This window comes from Achromobacter sp. NPDC008082, assembly GCF_042957345.1.
Taxonomy (GTDB): domain Bacteria; phylum Pseudomonadota; class Gammaproteobacteria; order Burkholderiales; family Burkholderiaceae_B; genus Achromobacter; species Achromobacter kerstersii_A.
Window position 1 is genome coordinate 299070 of the sequence record NZ_JBIBIB010000007.1, and the last position, 20928, is coordinate 319997.

Annotated in this window: 18 protein-coding genes; 2 read left to right on the top strand and 16 right to left on the bottom strand. The window is 64.2% G+C overall.

Annotation, left to right across the window (positions count from 1 at the left end):
* Positions 1 to 22: 22 nt before the first annotated feature.
* From ACFZAI_RS27610 to ACFZAI_RS27640, 7 genes are read right to left on the bottom strand one after another with little or no spacing between them, the layout of a single operon-like run.
* The gene (locus ACFZAI_RS27610) at positions 23 to 946 is read right to left on the bottom strand and encodes an ABC transporter permease (protein ID WP_391570005.1); all 924 of its coding nucleotides are present in this window, start codon (positions 944 to 946) and stop codon (positions 23 to 25) included.
* Position 947: 1 nt separating this feature from the next.
* Positions 948 to 1919, bottom strand: a complete 972-nt coding sequence (locus tag ACFZAI_RS27615) for an ABC transporter permease (RefSeq protein ID WP_391570006.1) — start codon at positions 1917 to 1919, stop codon at positions 948 to 950.
* 10 nt (positions 1920 to 1929) lie between these two features.
* Positions 1930 to 3576: an ABC transporter substrate-binding protein gene (locus ACFZAI_RS27620; RefSeq protein ID WP_391570007.1), complete on the bottom strand. Its 1647-nt coding sequence runs from the start codon at positions 3574 to 3576 to the stop codon at positions 1930 to 1932.
* A 28-nt stretch (positions 3577 to 3604) separates the two neighbouring features.
* Entirely contained in the window at positions 3605 to 4063 is a 459-nt protein-coding gene (locus ACFZAI_RS27625; protein WP_391570008.1) for a PaaI family thioesterase, read from the bottom strand.
* Positions 4060 to 5073: a zinc-binding alcohol dehydrogenase family protein gene (locus ACFZAI_RS27630; RefSeq protein ID WP_391570010.1), complete on the bottom strand. Its 1014-nt coding sequence runs from the start codon at positions 5071 to 5073 to the stop codon at positions 4060 to 4062. Before ACFZAI_RS27630 ends, ACFZAI_RS27625 begins: the two co-directional genes overlap by 4 nt.
* 36 nt (positions 5074 to 5109) lie before the next feature.
* The gene (locus tag ACFZAI_RS27635; protein ID WP_391570011.1) at positions 5110 to 6219 is read right to left on the bottom strand and encodes a M14 family metallopeptidase; all 1110 of its coding nucleotides are present in this window, start codon (positions 6217 to 6219) and stop codon (positions 5110 to 5112) included.
* A 1-nt stretch (position 6220) separates the two neighbouring features.
* Entirely contained in the window at positions 6221 to 7090 is an 870-nt protein-coding gene (locus ACFZAI_RS27640; protein WP_391570012.1) for a VOC family protein, read from the bottom strand.
* Between the two features lie 212 nt (positions 7091 to 7302).
* Here ACFZAI_RS27640 and ACFZAI_RS27645 point away from each other — a divergent pair, with 212 nt between their 5' ends.
* Complete coding sequence (locus ACFZAI_RS27645; protein ID WP_391570013.1) at positions 7303 to 8139, top strand: MetQ/NlpA family ABC transporter substrate-binding protein; 837 nt, start codon at positions 7303 to 7305, stop codon at positions 8137 to 8139.
* Between the two features lie 86 nt (positions 8140 to 8225).
* On the opposite strand, the gene ACFZAI_RS27650 is transcribed toward ACFZAI_RS27645, so the two are convergent.
* The 7 genes from ACFZAI_RS27650 to kdgD (ACFZAI_RS27680) all read right to left on the bottom strand — a co-directional run bounded on the left by ACFZAI_RS27650 (position 8226) and on the right by kdgD (ACFZAI_RS27680) (position 16070).
* Positions 8226 to 8966: an amino acid ABC transporter ATP-binding protein gene (locus ACFZAI_RS27650; RefSeq protein WP_054426858.1), complete on the bottom strand. Its 741-nt coding sequence runs from the start codon at positions 8964 to 8966 to the stop codon at positions 8226 to 8228.
* Positions 8967 to 9007: 41 nt separating this feature from the next.
* Positions 9008 to 10111 (bottom strand): amino acid ABC transporter permease, encoded by a 1104-nt coding sequence (locus ACFZAI_RS27655; RefSeq protein ID WP_391570014.1) that lies wholly within the window; start codon positions 10109 to 10111, stop codon positions 9008 to 9010.
* A gap of 1 nt (position 10112) precedes the next feature.
* Positions 10113 to 11276: an amino acid ABC transporter permease gene (locus tag ACFZAI_RS27660; RefSeq protein ID WP_391570284.1), complete on the bottom strand. Its 1164-nt coding sequence runs from the start codon at positions 11274 to 11276 to the stop codon at positions 10113 to 10115.
* A gap of 30 nt (positions 11277 to 11306) precedes the next feature.
* On the bottom strand, positions 11307 to 12515 hold the full coding sequence (locus ACFZAI_RS27665; RefSeq protein WP_391570015.1) for an aminotransferase class I/II-fold pyridoxal phosphate-dependent enzyme: 1209 nt from the start codon (positions 12513 to 12515) through the stop codon (positions 11307 to 11309).
* Positions 12516 to 12620: 105 nt separating this feature from the next.
* Positions 12621 to 13637 carry an amino acid ABC transporter substrate-binding protein gene (locus ACFZAI_RS27670; protein WP_006219388.1) on the bottom strand — a complete coding sequence of 339 codons (1017 nt, stop codon included), beginning with the start codon at positions 13635 to 13637 and terminating at the stop codon, positions 12621 to 12623.
* 427 nt (positions 13638 to 14064) lie between these two features.
* A complete protein-coding gene (locus ACFZAI_RS27675) occupies positions 14065 to 14793 on the bottom strand; it encodes a FadR/GntR family transcriptional regulator (RefSeq protein ID WP_391570016.1) in 729 nt (242 codons plus the stop codon).
* A 362-nt stretch (positions 14794 to 15155) separates the two neighbouring features.
* Positions 15156 to 16070 carry a 5-dehydro-4-deoxyglucarate dehydratase gene (gene kdgD / locus ACFZAI_RS27680; protein ID WP_391570017.1) on the bottom strand — a complete coding sequence of 305 codons (915 nt, stop codon included), beginning with the start codon at positions 16068 to 16070 and terminating at the stop codon, positions 15156 to 15158.
* 325 nt (positions 16071 to 16395) lie between these two features.
* Between kdgD (ACFZAI_RS27680) and ACFZAI_RS27685 the strand changes: the two genes are divergently transcribed.
* The gene (locus ACFZAI_RS27685; protein WP_391570018.1) at positions 16396 to 17385 is read left to right on the top strand and encodes a Bug family tripartite tricarboxylate transporter substrate binding protein; all 990 of its coding nucleotides are present in this window, start codon (positions 16396 to 16398) and stop codon (positions 17383 to 17385) included.
* Between the two features lie 742 nt (positions 17386 to 18127).
* Here ACFZAI_RS27685 and ACFZAI_RS27690 read toward each other — a convergent pair.
* Both ACFZAI_RS27690 and kdgD (ACFZAI_RS27695) read right to left on the bottom strand, forming a co-directional pair.
* Positions 18128 to 19711, bottom strand: a complete 1584-nt coding sequence (locus tag ACFZAI_RS27690) for an aldehyde dehydrogenase (NADP(+)) (protein WP_391570019.1) — start codon at positions 19709 to 19711, stop codon at positions 18128 to 18130.
* A gap of 62 nt (positions 19712 to 19773) precedes the next feature.
* Positions 19774 to 20688 (bottom strand): 5-dehydro-4-deoxyglucarate dehydratase, encoded by a 915-nt coding sequence (gene kdgD / locus ACFZAI_RS27695; protein WP_342065567.1) that lies wholly within the window; start codon positions 20686 to 20688, stop codon positions 19774 to 19776.
* Positions 20689 to 20928 lie beyond the last annotated feature (240 nt).

Genomic DNA, 20928 nt, shown 5'->3' on the forward strand with positions numbered 1-20928 from the left:
ATTCCGGGTTTGCAGTTGCGGTTCAACGCTTTTGCAGCTTGGGGTTGAGCGCGTCGTTCAGGCCGTCGCCCACCAGGTTCAGCGACAGCACGGCAAGCATGATGGCCACGCCGGGAACGGCGCAGATGTACCAGGACGAGCGGATCAGGCTGCGGCCTTCGCCCACCAGCCGGCCCCAGCTGGCGATGTTGGGGTCGCCCAGCCCCAGGAACGACACCACCGATTCGTACAGGATGGCGCCGGCGACCACCAGCGACGACATCACGATGACGGGCGGCAGCGCGTTGGGCAGGATCTCGGCGGCGACGATGCGCAAGGGGCGCATGCCGACGGCGCGGCAGGCCTGCACGAATTCGCGTTCCTTGAATGACAGGAATTCCGCCCGCGTCAGCCGCGCGATGGGCGGCCACGACACCAGCCCGACGGCCAGCGTGATGGTTTCAATATGCGGCCCCAGCACCGACACGATGGTCAGCACGAAGACCACGTTGGGAATGATCTGGAACAGTTCGGTGACGCGCATCAGCGCTTCGTCGATCCAGCCGCCCGACCACGCGGCCGCAGCCCCCACGCTTACGCCGATCAGCGTGGCGGTGGCGGCGGCGACCAGGCCGATCAGCAAGGTGGCGCGCGCGCCGTGCGCGATCAGCGCGGCGATGTCGCGGCCCATGGAGTCGGTGCCTAGCGGATAACGCCAGGACTCGAACGGCCAGATTTCGGGCGCGCCAACGATGCGCAAGGGGTTGGTGGGATACAGCCAGCCGGCGCTGGCGGCCAGCAGCACCACCAGCAGCAAGACGATGGCGCCCGCCACCGCGCCCCGGTTGCGGGCGTAGCGCGCTACGAACGAGGCCGGGCGATGGTGGCCTGCGGCCGCCGGGGAAGCTTCGGTGGTGGCGGCAGTTGTAGCGCCGGCGGCAGGCGAAACAGAAGACGTTGCAGACATATCAGGCAGCCTTGATGCGCGGGTCCAACCGCGTGTAGAGCAGATCGACCACGATGTTGGCGACGATCACGACAAAGGAACTCAGCACCAGGATGCCCAGCACGACGGGGTAGTTGCGGGTCATGACGCTGTCAAACAGCACGCCGCCTATGCCGGGCCAGCTGAACACGGCTTCCACGACAATGCTGCCGCCCAGCACCGCGCCCAGTTGCAGGCCCAGCAGGGTCACGATAGGCAGCACCGCATTGCGCAGAATGTGGCGCAGCACCACGGCAGCGCGCGTCAGGCCCTTGGCGTACGCGGTACGCACGTAGTCCATGCGGCTGACTTCCAGCATCGACGCCCGCATCACGCGCGCATAGGCCGCCGAATAGAACAGGCCTAGCGCAATGGCGGGCAGCGCCAGGTGGTGCAGCACGTCCAGCGCCTGGCGCCAGAGCCCGCCGTCCAGCCCAATGGTGACCATGCCGCCCACCGGAAACCAGCCCAGCTTCACGGAAAACAGAATGATCAGCATGATGCCCAGCCAGAAGCTTGGCGCGGCAAAGCACAGCACCGCAAACGCCGACACCGCACTGTCCCACCACGTGTTGACCTTGACCGCCGACACGATGCCCGCCGCCATGCCCACCAGCACGGCGATGGCGATGCTGGCCAGCATCAGCACCAGCGTGGCGGGCAGGTGCGCCAGAATCACGTCCAGCACCGGCAGGTTGTGCCGGTACGAAAAGCCAAAGTCCAGGCGCGCGACCGACCCGATGTACTTCAGCAGCTGCACTGTTGGGGGCTGGTCCAGGCCGTAGGTGACGCGCAGGCGTTCGATCAGCGCAGGGTCGGTGACCTGCTGTTCGGCCGTCATCACGTCCAGGAAGGTGCCTGGCACGGATTGGATCAGGGCAAAGTTCAGCACCACCACGCCCAACAGCAGCGGAATGGCCTGAAGCAAGCGGCGGGTGATCAGTCGGATCGGCATGGCGGGTCGCTTACGCTTGCAGCCAGACGTCGGCCAGGCTCTCGCCCTGCACGTTGGCGCTGGTCGTGAAGTTGCGCACCTTCTTGCCGGCCAGCGTGAACGCCTGGATCTCCACCAGCGGCACCAGCGGCACGTCGGTGGACGCCAGCTTTGCGAATTCCGCGGCCAGCGCGCGGCGGGCCTCGGGCGCTGTTTCCACCGCGAGCTTGGCGACGATGCCGTCCATCTCGGGGCTGGAATAGCCCGTGGCGTTGCGGAACGCCGCGCCGCGCACGATGCCGTCGGTCGTGAAGAATTGCGTCACGGTCGGCACCAGTTCCAAGGGCGACGTGAAGTTCGACACGGCGATGTCGTAGTCGTAGTCGCCATAGATGCGCTTGAGCGCGGTGGCGCGGTCAACCGAATCCAGCTTCACCGCAATGCCCACGTCTTCCAACGCCTGCTTCAGGTATTGGCCCAGCTTGGCGTTTTCTTCGAACCAGGCGGCGGCCAGCAGGTTGACGGTGAAGCGCTTGCCGTCTTTGACGGGCAGGCCGGCGGCGTCCAGCAGCGCCGCCGCCATCTTGGGGTCGAACGGGTAACGCGGCACGTCTTCCGTGAAGAACAGCGGGTTGCTGCTGAAGATGGGCGCAATCGCGGGCTTGCCACGGCCGTAATAGATGGTTTCGACGATGAATTGGCGGTCGATGGCGTGCAGGATGGCCTGGCGCACGTCGCGGCGCTTGACGATCTCGCGGCGCTGATTGAACTCAACGGTGACCGTCCAGGCGGTGTTCTGATAGCCGCGCGTATCCACGACGACCTTGCCGGTTTTCACCAGACGGTCGATGTCGCGCGCCGGCACCGGACTTGAATACGCCAAGCCCAGTTCCCCCGTTTCCAGCGCGGCTCCGCGCGAAGCCGGGTCGGCCCACCAGCGGATGACGAGCTTGTCCAGGTAGGGCATGCCGGCATTCCAGTACGCATCGTTGCGCAGGTATTCGACATGGCTGCCGCGCACCCACTTGCCGTACTTCCACGGGCCGGTGCCGACCGGCGTGTTGTTCAAGGGGTTGGTGATGATGTCTTTGCCGTCGTACAGATGCTTGGGCAGCAGCAATTGGAACTGGCCGGCCAGCGTGGACTTCAAGAAGAATTCCGGCACGGGTGCGTTAAAGCTCAGCACGACGGTGTGCGGGTCGGGGGCGGTGGCGTCCGTCAACGATTTCAGCGCAATGCCGGCCGAGATCGGCTTCCAGTGTTGCAGCACGTTGTAGACGACGTCTGCGGATGTGAACGGCGCGCCGTCATGCCAGGTGACGCCTTCGCGCAGCTTGATGGTGTAGCTGCGGAAGTCGGCGGCGGGCGTCAGGCTTAGCGCCAGCGCGGGCTGGAACTTCAGGTCGGCGTCCAGGCGCAGCAGGCGTTCAAGAATCTTGGTGGACGTCTGGAACGGGCTGGAGCCGCCGCCGCCCGGCACAAACAGCGCCTGCGGTTCCAGGCCGCCCCAGCTGGCGACGAGCGTGCCGCCCTTGCGGGCCGGGCCGGGGTCCGAACCCGGGGTGTCGGTGGCGGCGATCAATGCGCGGGGCGCAAGCCCGAAGCCCGTGGCGGCCAGGCCGCCAGCGGCGGAGCGGGTAAGGAAGGCGCGCCGTCCGGGGCGCGGAGTCTGGGTCATGATGAATCCTTAAGGGGCAAGGCGGGCTTCAGCCTTGGCTGAGCGTGGCGTAGGTGGCGCGGCCGATGGCCACCAGCGCGCCCTGGTCGTTGTAGAGGTCTACGTCGGCTACGCCGACGCTGCGGCCGTTGCGGCGCACGCGCGCGACAGCGGTCAGATTGGTGTTGACGGCGGGGCGCAGATAATCAACGCGGAAGTTGATGGTCGGCAGCCCACGGCCCAGCAGCATGCCCACGGCGAAGTCGCCCACGGTATCGATCACGGCGGCAAGCGGGCCGCCATGCCATTGGCCGCTGGCCGCGCCGCGTTCGAACTCGGCGCGCATGGGGGCCAGCACGGTGAGCTCGCCACGGTCATGGTCGACGGCGGTGACGCTCAAGCCCAGCCAGGCAATGAACGGGGAGCCGTCGAACTTGGCCTGGATGGCTTCGGCGCTAAGCGTCGCACTTTGGGCCGCGCCGGGGGCAGGGTGTTGCACGGCGCTCATGACGTCACCAGCACTTTGCCGACGATCTTGCGATCTTCCAGCGAGGCCAGCGCCTCTGCGCCTTGTTCCAGCGGCCAGACGCGGTCAATCGGCACGTGCAGGCGGCCATCGCGCACAAGCTCCAGCAGCTCGTAGAGGTCGTCGCGGTCCCAGCCGTTGGAGCCGCGAATCTGCAATTCGAAGGTCCAGATGTAGCGCAGGTCTTCCTTGGGGTCGAAGCCCGCGGTGGCGCCGCAGGTCAGCAGGCGGCCGCCCAGGCGCAGGCAGCGCAGCGACTTCACCCAGGTGTCGCCGCCCGTGAAGTTCACCACCACGTCCACGCCGCCCGACTTGCCGCCGCGGCGGCGCGCGGGTTTGCCGAAACGCTCTTGCACGGCTTTCAGGAAGTCTTCCTGCGTGTACAGGATGATGTGGTCGGCGCCCAGCGCGCGCAGCGCTTCGCCCTTTTCAGGGGTGCCGGCGCAGGCGATGACTTCCGCGCCGGCCAGCTTGGCCAGCTGCACCGCGCACACGCCCACGCCGCCGCTTGCGCCCAGGATCAGCACTTTTTCACCGGCCTGGATCTGGCCGATGCGGTTCATCATGCGCAGCGCCGTGCCGTAGGCCACAGGCAGCGCGGCGGCTTGTTCGAAGCTGACGGCATCGGGCAGGCGCAGCAGCTGGTGCGCGGGCACGCGGCAGCGTTCGGCCAGGCCGCCGTGGATGGTTTCACCCACCAAGCCGCCGTTCACGCGGTCGATCGGGTCGACCAGCACGCGGTCGCCCACTTTCCAGTCGCTGACGTTGGCGCCGGTTTCCAGAATTTCACCGGCCACGTCCAGGCCGATGATTACGGGAAAGGGCAGGTTGATGCCGGGCATGCCACGGCGCGTGAACACGTCGTGGTAGTTCAACGACGACGCGCGCACGCGGATGACAACGTCGTCAGGGCCCGCGACGGGGTTGGGGAATTCGGGTTCGAAGCGGAGCTTGTCGCTGCCGCCGTGTTCACGCAAAACGATTGCTTTCATGACTGCCAATAAAGTGTGGGAAGGGGGAAAGAGGCGTTACCAGGCGGCCACGCCGGCGATGGCTTGCCGCGTGATGGCCAGGCCGTGCGCCAGGGCGCTACGGCGCCAGACGCTCGAAACCGGAACGAAGGCGTCGACCAGGTCGGCGCGCAGTTGGGCGTCACGCGCGGCATCGGGCGATAGCGGGGCCTTGAAGCGCAGCCATTGGTCCAGCCTGAGCGCGGGCCGCATTTGCAGGCCGCGCGTGCCGAACTCAACGACGGCGCCCGCCAATGCGCGGCCGCCCAAGGCTTGCTGCACGCCACGGAACACCAGCCCCTGGTAATCGGGGCGGGCCAGGCCATGCGGACGCTGGTCGCGTACGCGGTCTGCGCCCCACCATGCGGCGGCTTGCGCTTGTTCGGCGCTGCCTTCGTCGTTGAAGCACAGGAAGAACGGCTCGCCGTATTCGCCGATGCCGGTATGCCAGTCAATGAACGCCACGCGTTCGCTGGCGGCCAGGTGTTCGTCAACAATGCGGCGCAGCGTGCGGTTGGACCACTCGGGGCCTGCGCCGCCATACACCAGGCCATCGGGATGCGTGTACTGGCCGCTGGCGGTGACGTTGAACAAGGTGTCCGCGCCATGCGTGTCGCGGAATTGTTCGACGGCGCGCGCGCCGGCTTCCAGGCTGGCTTCCGTCCACTCGGCTGGAATCAGATGCGGATGCAGCGTGGCGTAGTGCGGGTTGGCCGGCTTGGTGCGAGTGTGGTCGATGAAGTTGCGGTTCAGGTCGACGTTGTTTTCGGTGGTGCGCGTGTCGTAGGCGTAGCCATATGGATTCAGCGCGTGCACGAAGATGACGTTCACGTCGTCGGGCAGGGCGTTACCGCCATCGGCGCGCAGCCAGCCGATCTGCACGGCCGAACCCGCTGCGCCTTCCAGCCCGTGCGTGCCGCTGATGGCAAGGTGCGTGCGCGGTGCGTCAGGCCGCCCCAGCACGGCGACGTCCACGCTCAGCGGCTGACCTTGCGGGTCCTTCAATGACGGGTGTTCGTGGCGCGACAAGGCTGCACCGCGCTCGGTGGCGGCGGCCACGAAGGCGGCGCGCGCCGCCGCGTAACCGGTGGAAAAGCAGTCCCAATAATCGGGCAGGGTCTGGCTCATCTCAGGCCTCTTGCACGAAGACTTGCAACGCGCCCGCCGCGTCTTCCGGCGCCACGACCAGTTCGCCCTGCGCATTGGCGCGGTAGTTCACCTGGTTGGCGTCAAACAGCGCGCGGGTCTTGGCCAGGTCACGCACGCCGATGACCGAGCCGGCAAACCAGCCGCCTTGGGTTGCCGCCGGCAACCCGGCCGGCACGCGGACGCGGGGGTAGCGTTGTTCGAAGGCGGCGGGGCGCAGGAAGTCGATGCGCAGGCTGCCACGGCGCACTTGCAGGCCGCCGTCGGGCAGGTCACTGATGGCGATGGGGCCGAACACGCGCTCATAGCCCGCGCGCAAGGACGCGGGATCGGGGTGCACGGCGATCAGCGCTTCGATGCGGCGCGCGCCGTTGGCGTGGTCTTGCCATTCGGGGCGATAGACCAGGTGGCGCGTCAGGTGGCCGCAGGTGAAGAAGTCTGGCACGCCCAAGAGGCCGCTCGGAAAGTTCGTGTTGTTCCAGGCGGCGTCTTCGCTGCCTTCAGGCAGATGCACCGGGCGTCCGCCGCGCAGGGGCGGTTCGGCGTCGATGCCCAGGCGCGCCAGTTCCGCGTGCACGGCGGTGCTGTCGGTGGTTTGCAGCGCGGCGGCCACGGGGCCTTCGTAGACGTCGTCATAGCCGCCAAAGCGCGAATCGGCCTTCAGTTCTTCCGGGAAGAAAAGCAGTTCCAGGTAGTTCGCATCCAGGATGATGGTCTGGTTGCGCGTGCCGCGATGGTGTCGGCCTTGCGGCGCAAGGCTGAAGCCCAGCTTCACATAGCGGTCGGTCGCCGCCTGCAGGTCGTTGACCCGGATGATGTAGTGGTCAAGGCCGGTGACTGAGGGTAGGGACATCGGAACTCCAGATTGCGCTTTGGGAAAAAGGCAGTCTGGCGGAAGCGGCGGCGCGCTTGAACGATTGAATCCGCATGTCGATATTTGGTTTGTGATGGCGCGGGGCGGCGCCGCTGGCGGCATATTCAAATCACTAATGCGTGTTTGCCGAGGATTTGCCGCCTTGCTTAGAGTTCTGGTTCTTTCAGCTGCCTGAACTTCCACACGCCATCATGACTTCTTCTTTGCGTTCCCTGCGTTTCCTCGCCCGCGGCGCCTCGCTTGCCGCCGGCCTGCTGTTTGCGGCCTTGATGGCTGATGCCGCCCATGCGGCGCCCGCGGTACTGCGCGTGGGTGTGACGACCGGCCCGCATGAACAGGTTTTTGAAGTGGTCAAGAAGGTGGCCGAACGCGACTACGGCCTGAAGATTCAGATCGTGCCGTTCACCGACTACGTGCGTCCGAATGCCGCACTGGATGCGGGTGACCTGGAAGCCAATAGTTATCAGCATCGCCCGTTCCTGGCGGCGCAGATCCGCGCGCGCAACTACAAACTGGTGGGGCTGGGCCGCACCTGGATCGGGCCGATTGGCATCTATTCGAAGAAGTACAAGCAGTTCAAGGACATTCCCAACGGCGCCACGATTGGGATACCCAACGACCCCGCCAATGAAAGCCGCGTGTTGCTGTTGTTGCAGCAGGCTGACGCCATCAAGCTGCGCACCGGCATCGACCCCGTGGCGGGCGTAAACGCCACCCCGCGCGACATCATCGACAACCCGCGCGGTTTCAAGTTCGTGGAAATCGAGGCCGCGCAATTGCCGCGCACGCTGGATGATTTCGACGCCACCACCATCAATGCGGACTACGCGTTGAAAGCGGGGCTGCACCCGGTGCGCGACACCTTGCTGGTGGAGGGCGCGGATGGTCCTTATGCCTGCCTGATCGCCGTGCGCGAAGCCGACCGCGACCAGCCTTGGGCGCAGCAGCTGGTGCAGGCGTATCAGTCGGAAGAGGTCAGGGCGTTCATTCAGAAAAAGTTTGAAGGCGCGATCATTCCAGCTTTCTGATCGCTGCGGCTGAGCCGTAAGCGTCAGAAAAAAGGCCGCCTTCTATCGAAGGCGGCCTTGGCCACATCGCGGTGACGCGCGTGGGATCAATGCAGGATCTGGCTCAGGAACAGCTTGGTGCGTTCGTTCTGCGGGTTGTCAAAGAACGCGTCCGGGTTGTTCTGCTCGATGATTTCGCCGCGGTCCATGAAGATCACCCGGTTGGCGACCTTGCGCGCAAAGCCCATTTCGTGGGTCACGCAGATCATCGTCATGCCGCTTTCCTGCGCCAGCGTCACCATCACGTCCAGCACTTCCTTGACCATTTCCGGGTCCAGCGCGGACGTCGGCTCGTCAAACAGCATGACCTTCGGGTTCATGCACAACGACCGCGCAATCGCCACGCGTTGTTGCTGGCCTCCCGACAACTGGCCGGGGAATTTCTTCGCCTGATCGGGAATGCGCACGCGTTCCAGGTATTTCATCGCTGTGGCCTCGGCCTGCGCGCGCGGCTGCTTCAGCACCCACATGGGGCCGAGCGTCAGGTTTTCCAGCACGGTCAGGTGCGGGAACAGGTTGAAGTGCTGGAACACCATGCCCACTTCGCGGCGGATGGTCTCAATGTGTTTGAGATCGTTGGTGAGTTCGGTGCCGTCAACGATGATCTGGCCTTGCTGGTGCTCTTCAAGACGGTTGATGCAGCGGATCATCGTGGACTTGCCCGAGCCCGACGGGCCGCACACCACGATGCGCTCGCCTGGCGCCACGTCCAGGTTGATGTTGCGCAACACGTGGAACTGGCCGTACCACTTGTTCACGCCCTGCAATCGAATAATGGAATCCGACATGCTTGGTCTCCGTAAGGTTTACCGGGGGTTACGCCGCGCAATCAGCGCGCGTGCCCGGTGGCCAGCCGCTTTTCAAGCGCTTGGCTGTATTTGGACATGGAATAGCAAAAGACGAAGTAGATCAGCGAGATGAAGAGATAGGCCTCCACCCCGAAACCCCGCCAAGCCGCGTCGGACAAGGCTGCTTTGGCTGCCAGCGTCAGGTCGAAAATACCGATGATCACCACCAGCGACGTGTCTTTGAACAGGCTGATGAAAATGCCGACCAAGGGCGGAATCACGATCTTCAACGCTTGCGGCAGGATGATCTTGCGCATCTGCTGCCAGTAGTTAAGGCCCAGCGAATCGGCGCCTTCGTATTGGCCTTTGGGAATGGCCTGCAAGCCGCCGCGCACCGTTTCCGCAATGTAGGCGGCGGCGAACATGATGATGGCGATCTGCGCGCGCAAGAGCTTGTCGATGGTGAAGCCTTCGGGCAGAAACAGCGGCAGCATCACCGACGACATGAACAGCAGGCTGATCAGCGGCACGCCACGGATCAGCTCGATGTACACGACGCACAGCGCCTTGATGGCGGGCATTTTTGAGCGCCGGCCCAGCGCCAGCATCACGCCGATCGGGAACGCAAAGGCGATGCCGAACGTGGCCAGAATCAGCGTCAGCGGCAGGCCGCCCCAGCGCGAGTTCTCGACATACGTCAGGCCGAACACGCCGCCCCACATCAAGAGCGCAACGGCCGTCAGGCCGCCCGTCCAGATGAGCGCCAGCTTGCCGTTCCAGAAGCGCCGCATGCCGCTGCATGCGATGACCGCAACGAGGATCAGCGTGGCGATCAGCGGACGCCATTGCTCGTCAAACGGATAGGTGCCGAACAGAATCAGCCGATGCTTTTCGACGATGAACGCCCAGCAGGCGCCGCCCACAGAGGCGCGGCATTCCATGGCGTTGGTGGCGGTGAAGTTGGCCTTCAGGAAAGCCCATTCCACCAGCGCCGGCAACGACATCAGCAGGAACCACGCCAGCAGCACCGTGATCAGGATGTTCAGCGGCGACGAAAACAGGCGGGACCGTACCCAGGCCCAGGCGCCCACCTGGGTGCTGGGCGGGGGCAGGGGTTCGGCGAAGGAGTGCGTAATGCTGCTCATATCAACGCTCCACCAGCGCGATGCGCTTGTTGTACCAATTCATGAATATCGAGATCGACAGGCTGACCGTCAGATAGGCGCCCATGATGATGAGGATGCCCTCGATGGCTTGCCCGGTCTGGTTCAGCGTGGTGTTGACCACCGACACGATGTCGGGATAACCAATCGCGACCGCCAGCGAACTGTTCTTCAACAGGTTCAGGTATTGGCTGGTCATCGGCGGGATGATCACGCGCAAGGCTTGCGGCAGCACGACCAGCCGCAGCACCTTCGCGCGCGGCAGGCCCAGCGAGCCAGCGGCTTCCCATTGGCCGTTGTTCACCGCCTGGATGCCCGAGCGCACCACTTCAGCGATGAACGCCGAGGTGTAGACGGTCAGGCCCAGGAACAGGGCGACGAACTCCGGCGTCAGCGTCAGGCCGCCAACGAAGTTGAAGCCCTTCAATTCCGGCATGTCCAGCGTCAGCGACGCGCCGCTGGCCAGCCAGCCCACAACGGGCAAGGCCAGCAGCAGGCCCACCGCCGCGCGGCCCAGCGGGAACACACGGCCCGTGGCTTCCTGGCGCTTCGTGCCCCAATGGCCCAGGAACAGGATGGCCACAATGGCCAGCGCCAGTCCGCCCAGCACCCAGTCCAGCGATGCGCCTTCCAGGCCGGGCACTTTCAGACCCCGGTTGGAAATGAACACGCCCGGCAGCGGGTTGTGCGCCTGGCGCGGACCCGGCATGTTTTCGGTGATCAGCGCGTACCAAAAGAACAGTTGCAGCAAGAGCGGCACGTTGCGCATCACTTCGACATACACCGAGGTGATTTTCTTCACGAGCCAATTCTTCGACAGCCGTCCGACGCCAATGAACACGCCCAGAATGGTGGCGGCGACCAGCGCAAGCAGGCCCACGCGCAGCGTGTTCAGCACGCCCACGAAGATGGCGCGGCCATAGGTGTCGGCCGGGCCGTAGGCAATGACGGATTCGCCAATGGCGAAGCCCGCCTCGCGGTTCAGAAAGCCGAAGCCCGTGGCGATGTTGCGCATCGACAGGTTGTGCAGCGTGTTGTGCACCAGGAACCAGACGCCCGCCCCGACAAGCGTCAGGGCCAGCACCTGGTAGACCAGCGCACGCGTGGCCGGGTCGTTCCAGGACACCCGGTGCGGTGGCCTTGCCACCGGGGATTGCGCGGTGTGCTTGGCCACGGCTTAGTCCGCCATCAAGACTTTGACGGCCGCTTCCAGGCGGTCCATGCCTTGTTCGATGACTTCGGTGGACGTCGCGAACGAGAAGCGCACATAGGGCGACAAACCATAAGAACCGCCGTCGATGACGGCCACGCCGGCTTCGCGCAGGAAGAACAGGCTGACGTCCAGGTCGGTCTTCAGCTCGCCTGCCGGGCCGGTGCGTCCGATCAGGCCTTGCACGTTGGCGTAGACGTAGAACGCGCCGTCGGGCATGGCGCACGAGATGCCGGGAATCGCGTTCAGGCGGCGCACGATCAGGTCACGGCGCGCCTTGAAGATGTCGACCATCTGCGTGACGCTGGACTGGTCGCCTTCCAGAGCGGCCTGCGCGGCCACTTGCGAAATCGCGCTGGGGCAGGACGTGCTTTGCGACATGACCGTGCTCATCGCCTTGATCAAATCCGCCGGACCCGCGCCGTAGCCCACGCGCCAGCCCGTCATGGCGTACGACTTCGACATGCCGTTGACGATCAGCGTGCGCGGAATCAGCTGCGGTTCCACCTGCACGGGCGAGGCATGCGCCTGGCCGCTGTAGCAGAAGGGCGCGTAGATTTCGTCGCTAAGAATCCAGACGTGCGGATGGCGCAGCAGCACATCGGTCAGCGCGCGCAGCTCGGCCGCGCTGTAAACCGCGCCGCTGGGGTTGCTGGGGGAATTCAGGATCAGCCAGCGGGTGCGCGGCGTGATCGCGGCTTCCAGCGTGGCGGCGTTCAGCTTGAAGCCTTGCGACTCGGGGCCGGTCACGACAACGGGCTTGCCGTCGTTCAGCAGCACCATGTCGGGGTACGACACCCAGTACGGCGCGCACACGATGACTTCGTCGCCCGGCTCCAGGCTGGCGGTCAGCGCCGCACCGATGATCTGCTTGGCGCCCGCGCCCACGGTGATCTGGTCCATGCCGTAAGACACGCCCAGCCCCAGTTCCAGGCTGTTGGCGATGGCGCGGCGCAAGCCCACCGTGCCGTTCGGGCTGGTGTAGCGGATGTCGCCGCTGGCGATGGCTTCCTGGCCGGCGCGCGCAATGTGGGCGGGCGTGGCCATGTCCGGTTCGCCGAGCGTGAAGTCGGCGATTTCGCGGCCCTGGCGGCGCAGTTCGTCGACGACGATCTTGGCGGCCATGCTGGGCGAAGGTTTGATCTGTTTCAGGCGGGCGTTGACGATGCTGTTCATGGTTACAACGTAAAGAGGCTAAGACAGGCCGCGCGTTGCGGCCGGACATGCGGGTAAAGAGAAAAGCGGCTTCCCCTGTCAGGCGAAGCCGCGCATGAGTCAGGCTTAGCGCACCGGCCAGCCGTACATCAGGCCGCCTTGCGTCCACTGCTTGTTCAGGCCGCGTTCCAGCTTCAGCGGGCTGTCCTTGCCCATGGCGCGGTCATAGCTTTCGCCGTAGTTACCGACTTGCTTGATGATGTTGTAGGCCCACTTGTCATCCAGGCCCAGGTTCTTGCCCATGCCCGGCGTCACGCCCAGAATGCGCTGCACATTGGGGTTGGTGCTCTTCAACATTTCATCCACGTTCTTCGACGTGATGCCGTATTCCTCGGCTTCCAGCATGGCGTTCAGCGACCAGCGCACCACGTTGAACCACTGCTCGTCGCCTTGGCGGACCATCGGGCCCAAGGGTTCCTTGGACAGGTTTTCGCTCAGGATTTCCCAGTCTTCCGGCTTGGCCAGGCGCGTGCGCATGTTGGCGGCGGTGTTCGACTTGTCGTTGGTGTAGGCGTCGCAACGGCCCGATTCGAGCAAGCGGAAGTTCTCGTCGTAGTTCTCAACCAGCACCGGCTTGAACGTCAGGCCGCGGCTGCGGAAGTAGTCGGCCAGGTTCAGTTCGGTGGTGGTGCCCGGCTGCACGCAGATGGTGGCGCCGTCCAGTTCCTTCACGCTCTTCACGTTCATCGACTTCTTGACGATCAGGCCTTGCGCGTCATAGAAGTTCACGCCCACGCCGATCAGGCCCAGCGTGGTGTCGCGGGTCAGCGTCTGCGTGGTGTTGCGCGACAGCATGTCGATTTCGCCCGATTGCAGCGCGGTGAACTTGGCTTGCGCGGTCAGCACGTTGCCCTTCACTTTGGAGGCGTCGCCGAACATGGCGGCGGCGACGGCGCGGCACATGTCCACGTCCAAGCCGGTCCATTCCCCCTTGCTGTCCAGCACCGAGAAGCCGGGGATGCCGGCAAAGCCGCACTGCAAGAAGCCTTTTTTCTTGACGGCGTCGAACGTCACGCCGGCTTGCGCGCCAGAGGCGACGCACAGCAAAGTCGCCGCAACGGCGGTGGTCAAAAACTTACGCATGGAGAATGCTCCTGGGGAGGTCGGAAAGCGCTTGGATAAGCGGGAAAGGAAAACGCGGGAACCCGGCGCGCACGCGCAGTCGTTGCTCAGGCTGTAGCCGGAGCGGGCGGTGACGCGTGAACGCAGGAGTAAGGGAAGGGGGCGCGGAGAGGTCCGCGGATGACCGGGAACCCGGTCAGGTGATGTGCCGATGGATACGCGTGGCGTAGCGGTGGAACGTCGTGCGGAGGGAAAGAATCGGGCTCATCAGCGGCACTTGTACAACGTGGGTCATACGGAAAGCGGGGCGGTGTGCGCAACGGCTGGCGTCACATCGCACGGCTAGGTCATGAGACGTATGATGGCAGCTGTCATACAAGCTAGCAAGTAAGGGGATTCCCGTAATTTTGAACCCGGCAGGGCGATGCCTGCCGGTTTACGTCTGGGGCTACTGCGCGGGCGCTTGCGACAGCAGCTTGCGGTAGCGCGCGATGCTATCGCCCAGATGGCGCGCCATGGCGGCGCGCGCGGCGCCGGGGTCGCGGCGCATGATGGCGGTCAGAATGGCTTCGTGTTCGCGCACGTTGCGCGTTTCGTAGGTTTCCAACTCTTCAGGCGTCTTGCCGCCGTGCTTGATGTTCAGGTCCAGCATCACGTCGCGCACCGCGGCCTTCAGCAGCGCGGGAAAGTGCGGGTTGTTCGACGCCTTGGCAATCGACAGGTGGAATTCGTAGTCGGCTTTGACGGCGGCTTCCATGTCGCGGGTTGCGCGGTTGAAGGCGTCGAAGGCTTCGACGATGCCGCTCAAATCCGTTGCGGTGCGGCGCTCTGCCGCCAGCCCACAGGCTTCAACTTCAAGGCCGGCGCGCAGCTCCATGATGTGCAGCGCCCAGCGCGGGTCGGCGGCGGGTTCGATGACAAAGTCGATGGGCTTTTCGCGGTCTTCCGTGACGAACACGCCAATGCCGGGCTTGCTGACCAGGCGGCCGCTCAGACGCATGGATGCGACGGCTTCACGGATGACGGTGCGGCTGACGTCGAACTCATCGCACAGCGCGTGTTCGGAAGGCAGCTTGTCGCCGGCGCGGTACAGGCGCGCGTCCAGCCGCTTGTTCAGTTCCTCGATCACCACGTCGGTCAGGCGCGAACGCGGGCGGGGCCGGGCGGGAGTTTGCATCGTCTCTCTTATAAGTGGGGGTGGCGGGAAGGGCAGGCCCGTAGCCCGCAGCCGAGCAAGTGTACGCTTTTCGCGTGCCGTGTCCGGGTGTCCGGCCCGATGACGGCGGCTAGGCTGGGGGGGAGTCAGGCGAGTATTCAGGCAGAAACTCAGACAGAAATTCAGGCAGAATTTTTGATACCCGTATGACAACATACAGCGGCCATTCCGCCAACTATTGTTTGTTTTTGTGATGGGTTGGGGCGCGCCTAAGAAAAAGCCCTCCCGATGCGGGGAGGGCTGGATTCATTGCGGGCCGGACCCGTGGCGCATATCAGCACCAGATATCAGCACCAGATATCAGCGCCGCATGCCGATGCGGCTTACTGGGCCCCGAGCTTCTTGATCAGGGCGTTGAGCATTTCCATTTCTTCGCCGGTCAGGTCGGTCAGCGGTGCGCGCACGGGGCCTGCGTCGTGGCCGACGAGCTTGGCGCCCGCCTTGACGATGCTGACGGCGTAGCCAGCCTTGCGGTTGCGGATTTCCAGGTACGGCAGGAAGAAATCGTCGAGCAGGCGGTTGGTGGTGTCGGAATCGCCCGCGGCAATCGCGCGGTAGAAGTCCATCGCGGTCTTCGGCACGAAGTTAAAGACGGCCGACGAATACACCGGCACGCCCAGTGCGCGGTAAGCGGCTGCGTAGACTTCAGCGGTGGGCAAGCCGCCCAGGTACGAGAAACGATCACCCAGTTTGCGGCGGATGCTGACCATGGCTTCGATGTCGCCAATGCCGTCTTTGAAGCCAACCAGGTTGGGGCAGCGCTCGGCCAAACGGGCCAGGCTGTCAGCCGACAAACGCGATTGCGCGCGGTTGTAAACGATGACGCCGATCTTCACCGACTTGCACACCTGTTCCACGTGCGCCGCGATGCCGTCTTGCGACGCTTCGGTCAGGTAGTGCGGCAGCAGCAGAATGCCCTTGGCGCCTTGGCGCTCGGCTTCTTGTGCGTAGGCAATGGCGGTGCGGGTGGGGCCGCCGGCGCCCGCCAGGATCGGCACTTTGCCGGCGCAGGTTTGCACGGCGGTGCGGATGACGTCCGAATATTCCTGCGGGGCCAAGGAGAAGAACTCGCCCGTGCCGCCAGCGGCGAACAGCGCGGTGGCGCCGTACGGGGCCAGCCATTCCAGGCGGGCGGCGTAGGTCTTGGCGTTGAAGTCGCCGTTTTGGTCGAAGTCCGTTACGGGGAAGGAGAGCAAACCTTCCGAGACAATTTCCTTGAGTTCCTGAGGAGTCGTCATGCTGGCATCCAAATGGTGAGGAAGAAAGAGGCGAAAGTAAGGCCGGCAATGTGTCGGCCCGGTGGTTGATCAGTAGAGGTTAAGCAGTAGAGGCTAAGCAGCAGATGTATGTCATCGTACAACATACAAGTACGAGTGGCAATGCGGCGAAGCGGAATTCATAGTCGTCGTACAACAATACCGGGTAAATCCTAAGAGATTCGGAATTTCCCTAGATTGAAAGACCACGCAGCAGGACGTATTCTGCTTCTCCGTAAGTCGTACGACAACGTACAAGATAAGACGACAACGTAAGACCTCACTCTTACCCATTCAGGAGACAAGCTTGAAGCAGGCATTCCCCGTATTGCGCCGCACGTTCGCTGTTCTGGCCTTGGCCGCCTTGGGCGCCTCTGCCGCCCACGCCGCTGACGATTGGCCCAAAGCCAAACCGATCACGCTGGTGGTGCCGTTTGCAGCCGGCGGCACGTCCGACGTGCTGGGCCGCATGATTGCCCAGGAATTGGGCGCGAGCCTGAGCCAGACCGTGCTGGTGGAAAACAAGGGCGGGGCGGGCGGCGTGCTGGGGGCGGATGCGGTCGCGCGCGCCAAGCCCGACGGCTACACGCTGCTGCTGGGCACCATCGCCACCCACGCGATCAACCCGTCGCTGTTGCCGGGCATCAACTACAACGCCGCGAAGGACTTTGCGCCCGTCATTCTGTTGGGCAGCATTTCCAACGTGCTGCTGGTGGGGGCGAACCAGCCGTACAAGTCGGTCCAGGACGTGGTTAGCGCGGCCAAAGCCAACCCGGACACCGTCGCCTTTGGTTCGGCCGGGCAGGGCACGTCGCAACATCTGTCGGGTGAAGTGTTCAAGCAACTGACGGGCGCGCATCTGACCCACGTGCCGTACCGCGGCAGCGCGCCGGCCATTCAGGATTTGATTGGCGGCCAGATCCCCAGCTCGTTTGAAACCGCGCTGGTGGCGCTGCCCCATGTGCAAAGCGGCAAGGTGCGCGCGCTGGCAGTCACGTCCGCCAAGCGCACCGACGTCATGCCGGACGTGCCGACCATGCAGGAAGCGGGCATCGCCGGGTTCGACGTCAGCAGCTGGCAAGCCATCTACGCGCCGGCCAACACGCCGCCCGCCGTGATTGACCGCTTGAACAAGGCCATTGCCACCATCATTGCCAAGCCTGATGTCAGCGCGAAAATGAAGGGCTTGGGTCTGGCTTACACGCCGAATACGCCGGCGGAGTTCACCGCGTTCCAAACGGGTGAGCAAGCCAAATGGGCAAAGATTATTGCGGATGGGAATCTGCGGGCACAATAAGTGCACTTGCTGTTTAAGGTATATGGGGGCGGCAGCGAGCCGCCCCTTTTTTTTACCGCGCATTTTGCAATGCAGAGATTATGATTCTGCCGCTGCGGATAGAAATAATTCCCGTGTGTATTTCGATAATGGCCGGGGTGGTGCGACTTGCGTCACGCGAATGTATGCAATGTCATATCGCCAACAGAGAGGACTAAGTGATTTTGCCCGGTATATCGGCAACGCGGCATCCGGCACTAGCGCTTACAGACTAGCGCGCCCAGCAAGAGCATTCCGATCAGGGTTCCCCCTATGGCCAGCGCGGCTCTTTCTGCCCGTTCACACCCATGCATATAAAGCCATGCCGAGACAGACGCCGTCAAAACAATGGCTATTCCCAACAAAAATGGCCGCCAATGGGCGCGCAGGCGGCGAAATAGGTTTGAATTTTCGATATTCATTTTCCTCTCGCCTGTTGAGAAACTGAAAGCCGTGGGTCATTTTGCCAAGAAAACCATAATCGGAAAATAGTGTTACAAAATTGACGCGAATTGGCGGGATTATCAACGCGTGTATTGACAAGCAGAAATCAAAAAAATAAAACGCCGCGCAGGGAGCCTCGAATTGAGACAACCCTGCGCGGCGTTTTTTGTGAGACGCGTCTGATTTGAAATGGGGCTTCAGAGGCCACCATGAAATCCATGGCCACACATCTGAAGCATCACCGCTGCCGCCTTATATTCGCGGCATCGCAGTCACCCCATCACGCCTTCGTCATCACCCCATCCACCATGCGCGTGAGCGACAGCGGATTGGCGCGCTTGACGCCTTCCGGCAGCAGCGCATCGGGCAGGTCCTGGTAGCAGACGGGGCGCAGGAAACGGCGAATTGCTGTCGCGCCGACCGAGGTCGATGCGGCGTTCGACGTGGCCGGGAAGGGGCCGCCGTGCACCATGGCATGGCTGACTTCCACGCCCGTCGGGTAGCCGTTGGCCAGGATGCGGCCGGCCTTGCGTTCCAGCACGGGCAGCAGCGCTTGCGCTTCTGCAACATCCGCGTCGTCAACGAAAAGCGTAGCCGTGAGCTGGCCTTCCAGGTGCTCGGCCACGGCCGTCATCTGGGCGACGTCTTTGCAAGCCACCACCAGCGATGCCGGGCCGAACACTTCGGCTTCCAGCTCGTGCGAAGCCAGGAAGCGGTCGGCTTGCGTGCCAAAGACGACAGCGCCTGCCGCGTTGGCGGCGGGCTTGGACGCTTCGCCACGGCCCAGCGTGGAGACGCTGGCGTGCTTGGCCAAGGCGTCTGCGCCATCCTGGTAGGCGGCGAAAATGCCCGGGGTCAGCATGGTGGCGGCGCCTTTGGCTTCGACGGCTTGGGCTGCGGCCTGGCGGAAGCGTTCCAGCGCGGGGCCTTCCACGCCAATGACCAGACCGGGGTTGGTGCAGAACTGGCCCACGCCCATGGCCAGCGAATCCACGAAGCCGCGGGCGATGGCTTCAGCGCGGGCTTCCAGCGCGGCCGGCATCAGGAACACCGGGTTGATGCTGGACATTTCGGCGTAGACGGGAATCGGCACCGGACGGGCGTTGGCGGCCGCAACCAGCGCCAAACCGCCACGGCGCGAACCGGTGAAACCGACGGCGGTGATGGCCGGGTGCGTGACCAGCGCCGTGCCGATATCGCTGCCCGCGCCGAACAGCAGCGAGAACGTGCCTTCGGGCAGGCCGTGCTTGGCGACGGCGGCTTGAATCACGCGGCCCACCATTTCAGAGGCGCCGGGGTGCGCATTGTGCGCTTTGACGATGACGGGGCAGCCCGCGGCCAGCGCCGACGCGGTGTCGCCGCCCGCCACCGAGAAGGCCAGCGGGAAGTTGCTGGCGCCGAACACGGCGACCGGGCCCAGCGGCACATTGGCCAGGCGCAGATCGGCGCGCGGCAGCGGCGTGCGCTCGGGTTGGGCGGGGTCGATGGTGGCGTCCAGGAAGTAGCCATCGCGGACCACGCGTGCAAACAGACGCAGCTGGCCGACGGTACGGCCGCGTTCGCCTTGCAGGCGCGCCACGGGCAAACCGGTTTCCAGGTGGGTGCGTTCGATCAGGGCGTCGCCCAGCGCCAGGATGCCTTCAGCAATGCTCTCCAGGAACTGCGCGCGGGTTTCCAGCGGCGCGGCGCGATACGGGTCGAAAGCGGCGCGGGCCAGCTCGGCGGCGCGTGCTACGTCGTCGGCCGAACCGGCGGGAAAGCCCGGCTCCAGGCGTTCGCCGGTGGCGGGGTTGATGGCGTGCTGGGCAGCGCCGGCGCCCAGAACGGCGGTGGCGCCGATCAGCATTTGGCCGGTCAAAGTCATGATGAATTCTCCGAAAAAAACGCCCCCGAATCGGGGGCTGGCTTGCAGTTCAGTGGCGCGGCTTATTGGGGGCCGAGCTTCTTGATCAGGGCGTTGAGCATTTCCATTTCTTCGCCGGTCAGGTCGGTAAGCGGTGCGCGCACCGGGCCGGCGTCATGGCCGACAAGCTTGGCGCCCGCCTTCACGATGCTGACGGCGTAGCCGGCCTTGCGGTTGCGGATTTCCAGATACGGCAGGAAGAAATCGTCCAGCAAACGGTTGGTGGTGTCGGAATCGCCTGCGGCAATCGCGCGGTAGAAGTCCATCGCGGTCTTGGGCACGAAGTTGAAGACGGCCGACGAATACACCGGCACGCCCAGCGCGCGGTAAGCGGCTGCGTAGACTTCAGCAGTGGGCAGGCCGCCCAGGTACGAGAAACGGTCGCCCATCTTGCGGCGGATGCGAACCATGGCTTCGATATCGCCAATGCCGTCTTTGAAACCGACCAGGTTGGGGCAGCGCTCGGCCAAACGGGCCAGGCTGTCTGCCGACAAGCGCGATTGGGCGCGGTTGTAGACGATGACGCCGATCTTCACCGACTTGCACACCTGTTCCACGTGCGCGGCGATGCCGTCTTGCGAGGCTTCGGTCAGGTAGTGCGGCAGCAGCAGGATGCCCTTGGCGCCTTGGCGCTCGGCTTCTTGTGCGTAAGCAATGGCGGTGCGGGTGGGGCCGCCGGCGCCCGCCAGGATCGGCACCTTGCCGGCGCACGTTTGCACGGCGGTGCGGATGACGTCCGAATATTCCTGCGGGGCCAAGGAGAAGAACTCGCCCGTGCCGCCAGCGGCGAACAGCGCGGTGGCGCCGTAGGGCGCCAGCCATTCCAGACGGGCGGCGTAGGTCTTGGCGTTGAAGTCGCCGTTTTGATCGAAGTCCGTCACGGGGAAGGAGAGCAAACCTTCCGAGACAATTTCCTTGAGTTCCTGCGGGGTGGTCATAGTGCGTTCATCCGAAGTAGCCGTCTTGGCCGCTGGCTAGGGCCTTGCACGGGATGCGGTGTTGAAAAGGTAAGTCATCGTACAACATGATTTTGGCGGTTTCAAGGGCCGTCTCCCTATGACAGCACTTGTTTACAAGGGGAAACCCGAAATTTATTTTTGAACGGGTTCAAGGATATTCTTCTGGTTGTACGATAACGTATCGGATGCCGGACCCTCGCGCATCCTTCCAGGCAAAAG

Bases quoted from the DNA above. Each gene is read 5' to 3' on its own strand.
- ACFZAI_RS27620 (WP_391570007.1), bottom strand. From the start codon at position 3,576: ATGACCCAGACTCCGCGCCCCGGACGGCGCGCCTTCCTTACCCGCTCC.
- ACFZAI_RS27675 (WP_391570016.1), bottom strand. From the start codon at position 14,793: ATGCAAACTCCCGCCCGGCCCCGCCCGCGTTCGCGCCTGACCGACGTG.
- ACFZAI_RS27640 (WP_391570012.1), bottom strand. From the start codon at position 7,090: ATGTCCCTACCCTCAGTCACCGGCCTTGACCACTACATCATCCGGGTC.
- ACFZAI_RS27655 (WP_391570014.1), bottom strand. From the start codon at position 10,111: ATGAGCAGCATTACGCACTCCTTCGCCGAACCCCTGCCCCCGCCCAGC.
- ACFZAI_RS27665 (WP_391570015.1), bottom strand. From the start codon at position 12,515: ATGAACAGCATCGTCAACGCCCGCCTGAAACAGATCAAACCTTCGCCC.
- ACFZAI_RS27670 (WP_006219388.1), bottom strand. From the start codon at position 13,637: ATGCGTAAGTTTTTGACCACCGCCGTTGCGGCGACTTTGCTGTGCGTC.
- ACFZAI_RS27625 (WP_391570008.1), bottom strand. From the start codon at position 4,063: ATGAGCGCCGTGCAACACCCTGCCCCCGGCGCGGCCCAAAGTGCGACG.
- kdgD (WP_342065567.1), bottom strand. From the start codon at position 20,688: ATGACCACCCCGCAGGAACTCAAGGAAATTGTCTCGGAAGGTTTGCTC.
- kdgD (WP_391570017.1), bottom strand. From the start codon at position 16,070: ATGACGACTCCTCAGGAACTCAAGGAAATTGTCTCGGAAGGTTTGCTC.
- ACFZAI_RS27690 (WP_391570019.1), bottom strand. From the start codon at position 19,711: ATGACTTTGACCGGCCAAATGCTGATCGGCGCCACCGCCGTTCTGGGC.
- ACFZAI_RS27635 (WP_391570011.1), bottom strand. From the start codon at position 6,219: ATGAGCCAGACCCTGCCCGATTATTGGGACTGCTTTTCCACCGGTTAC.
- ACFZAI_RS27645 (WP_391570013.1), top strand. From the start codon at position 7,303: ATGACTTCTTCTTTGCGTTCCCTGCGTTTCCTCGCCCGCGGCGCCTCG.
- ACFZAI_RS27610 (WP_391570005.1), bottom strand. From the start codon at position 946: ATGTCTGCAACGTCTTCTGTTTCGCCTGCCGCCGGCGCTACAACTGCC.
- ACFZAI_RS27630 (WP_391570010.1), bottom strand. From the start codon at position 5,073: ATGAAAGCAATCGTTTTGCGTGAACACGGCGGCAGCGACAAGCTCCGC.
- ACFZAI_RS27615 (WP_391570006.1), bottom strand. From the start codon at position 1,919: ATGCCGATCCGACTGATCACCCGCCGCTTGCTTCAGGCCATTCCGCTG.
- ACFZAI_RS27650 (WP_054426858.1), bottom strand. From the start codon at position 8,966: ATGTCGGATTCCATTATTCGATTGCAGGGCGTGAACAAGTGGTACGGC.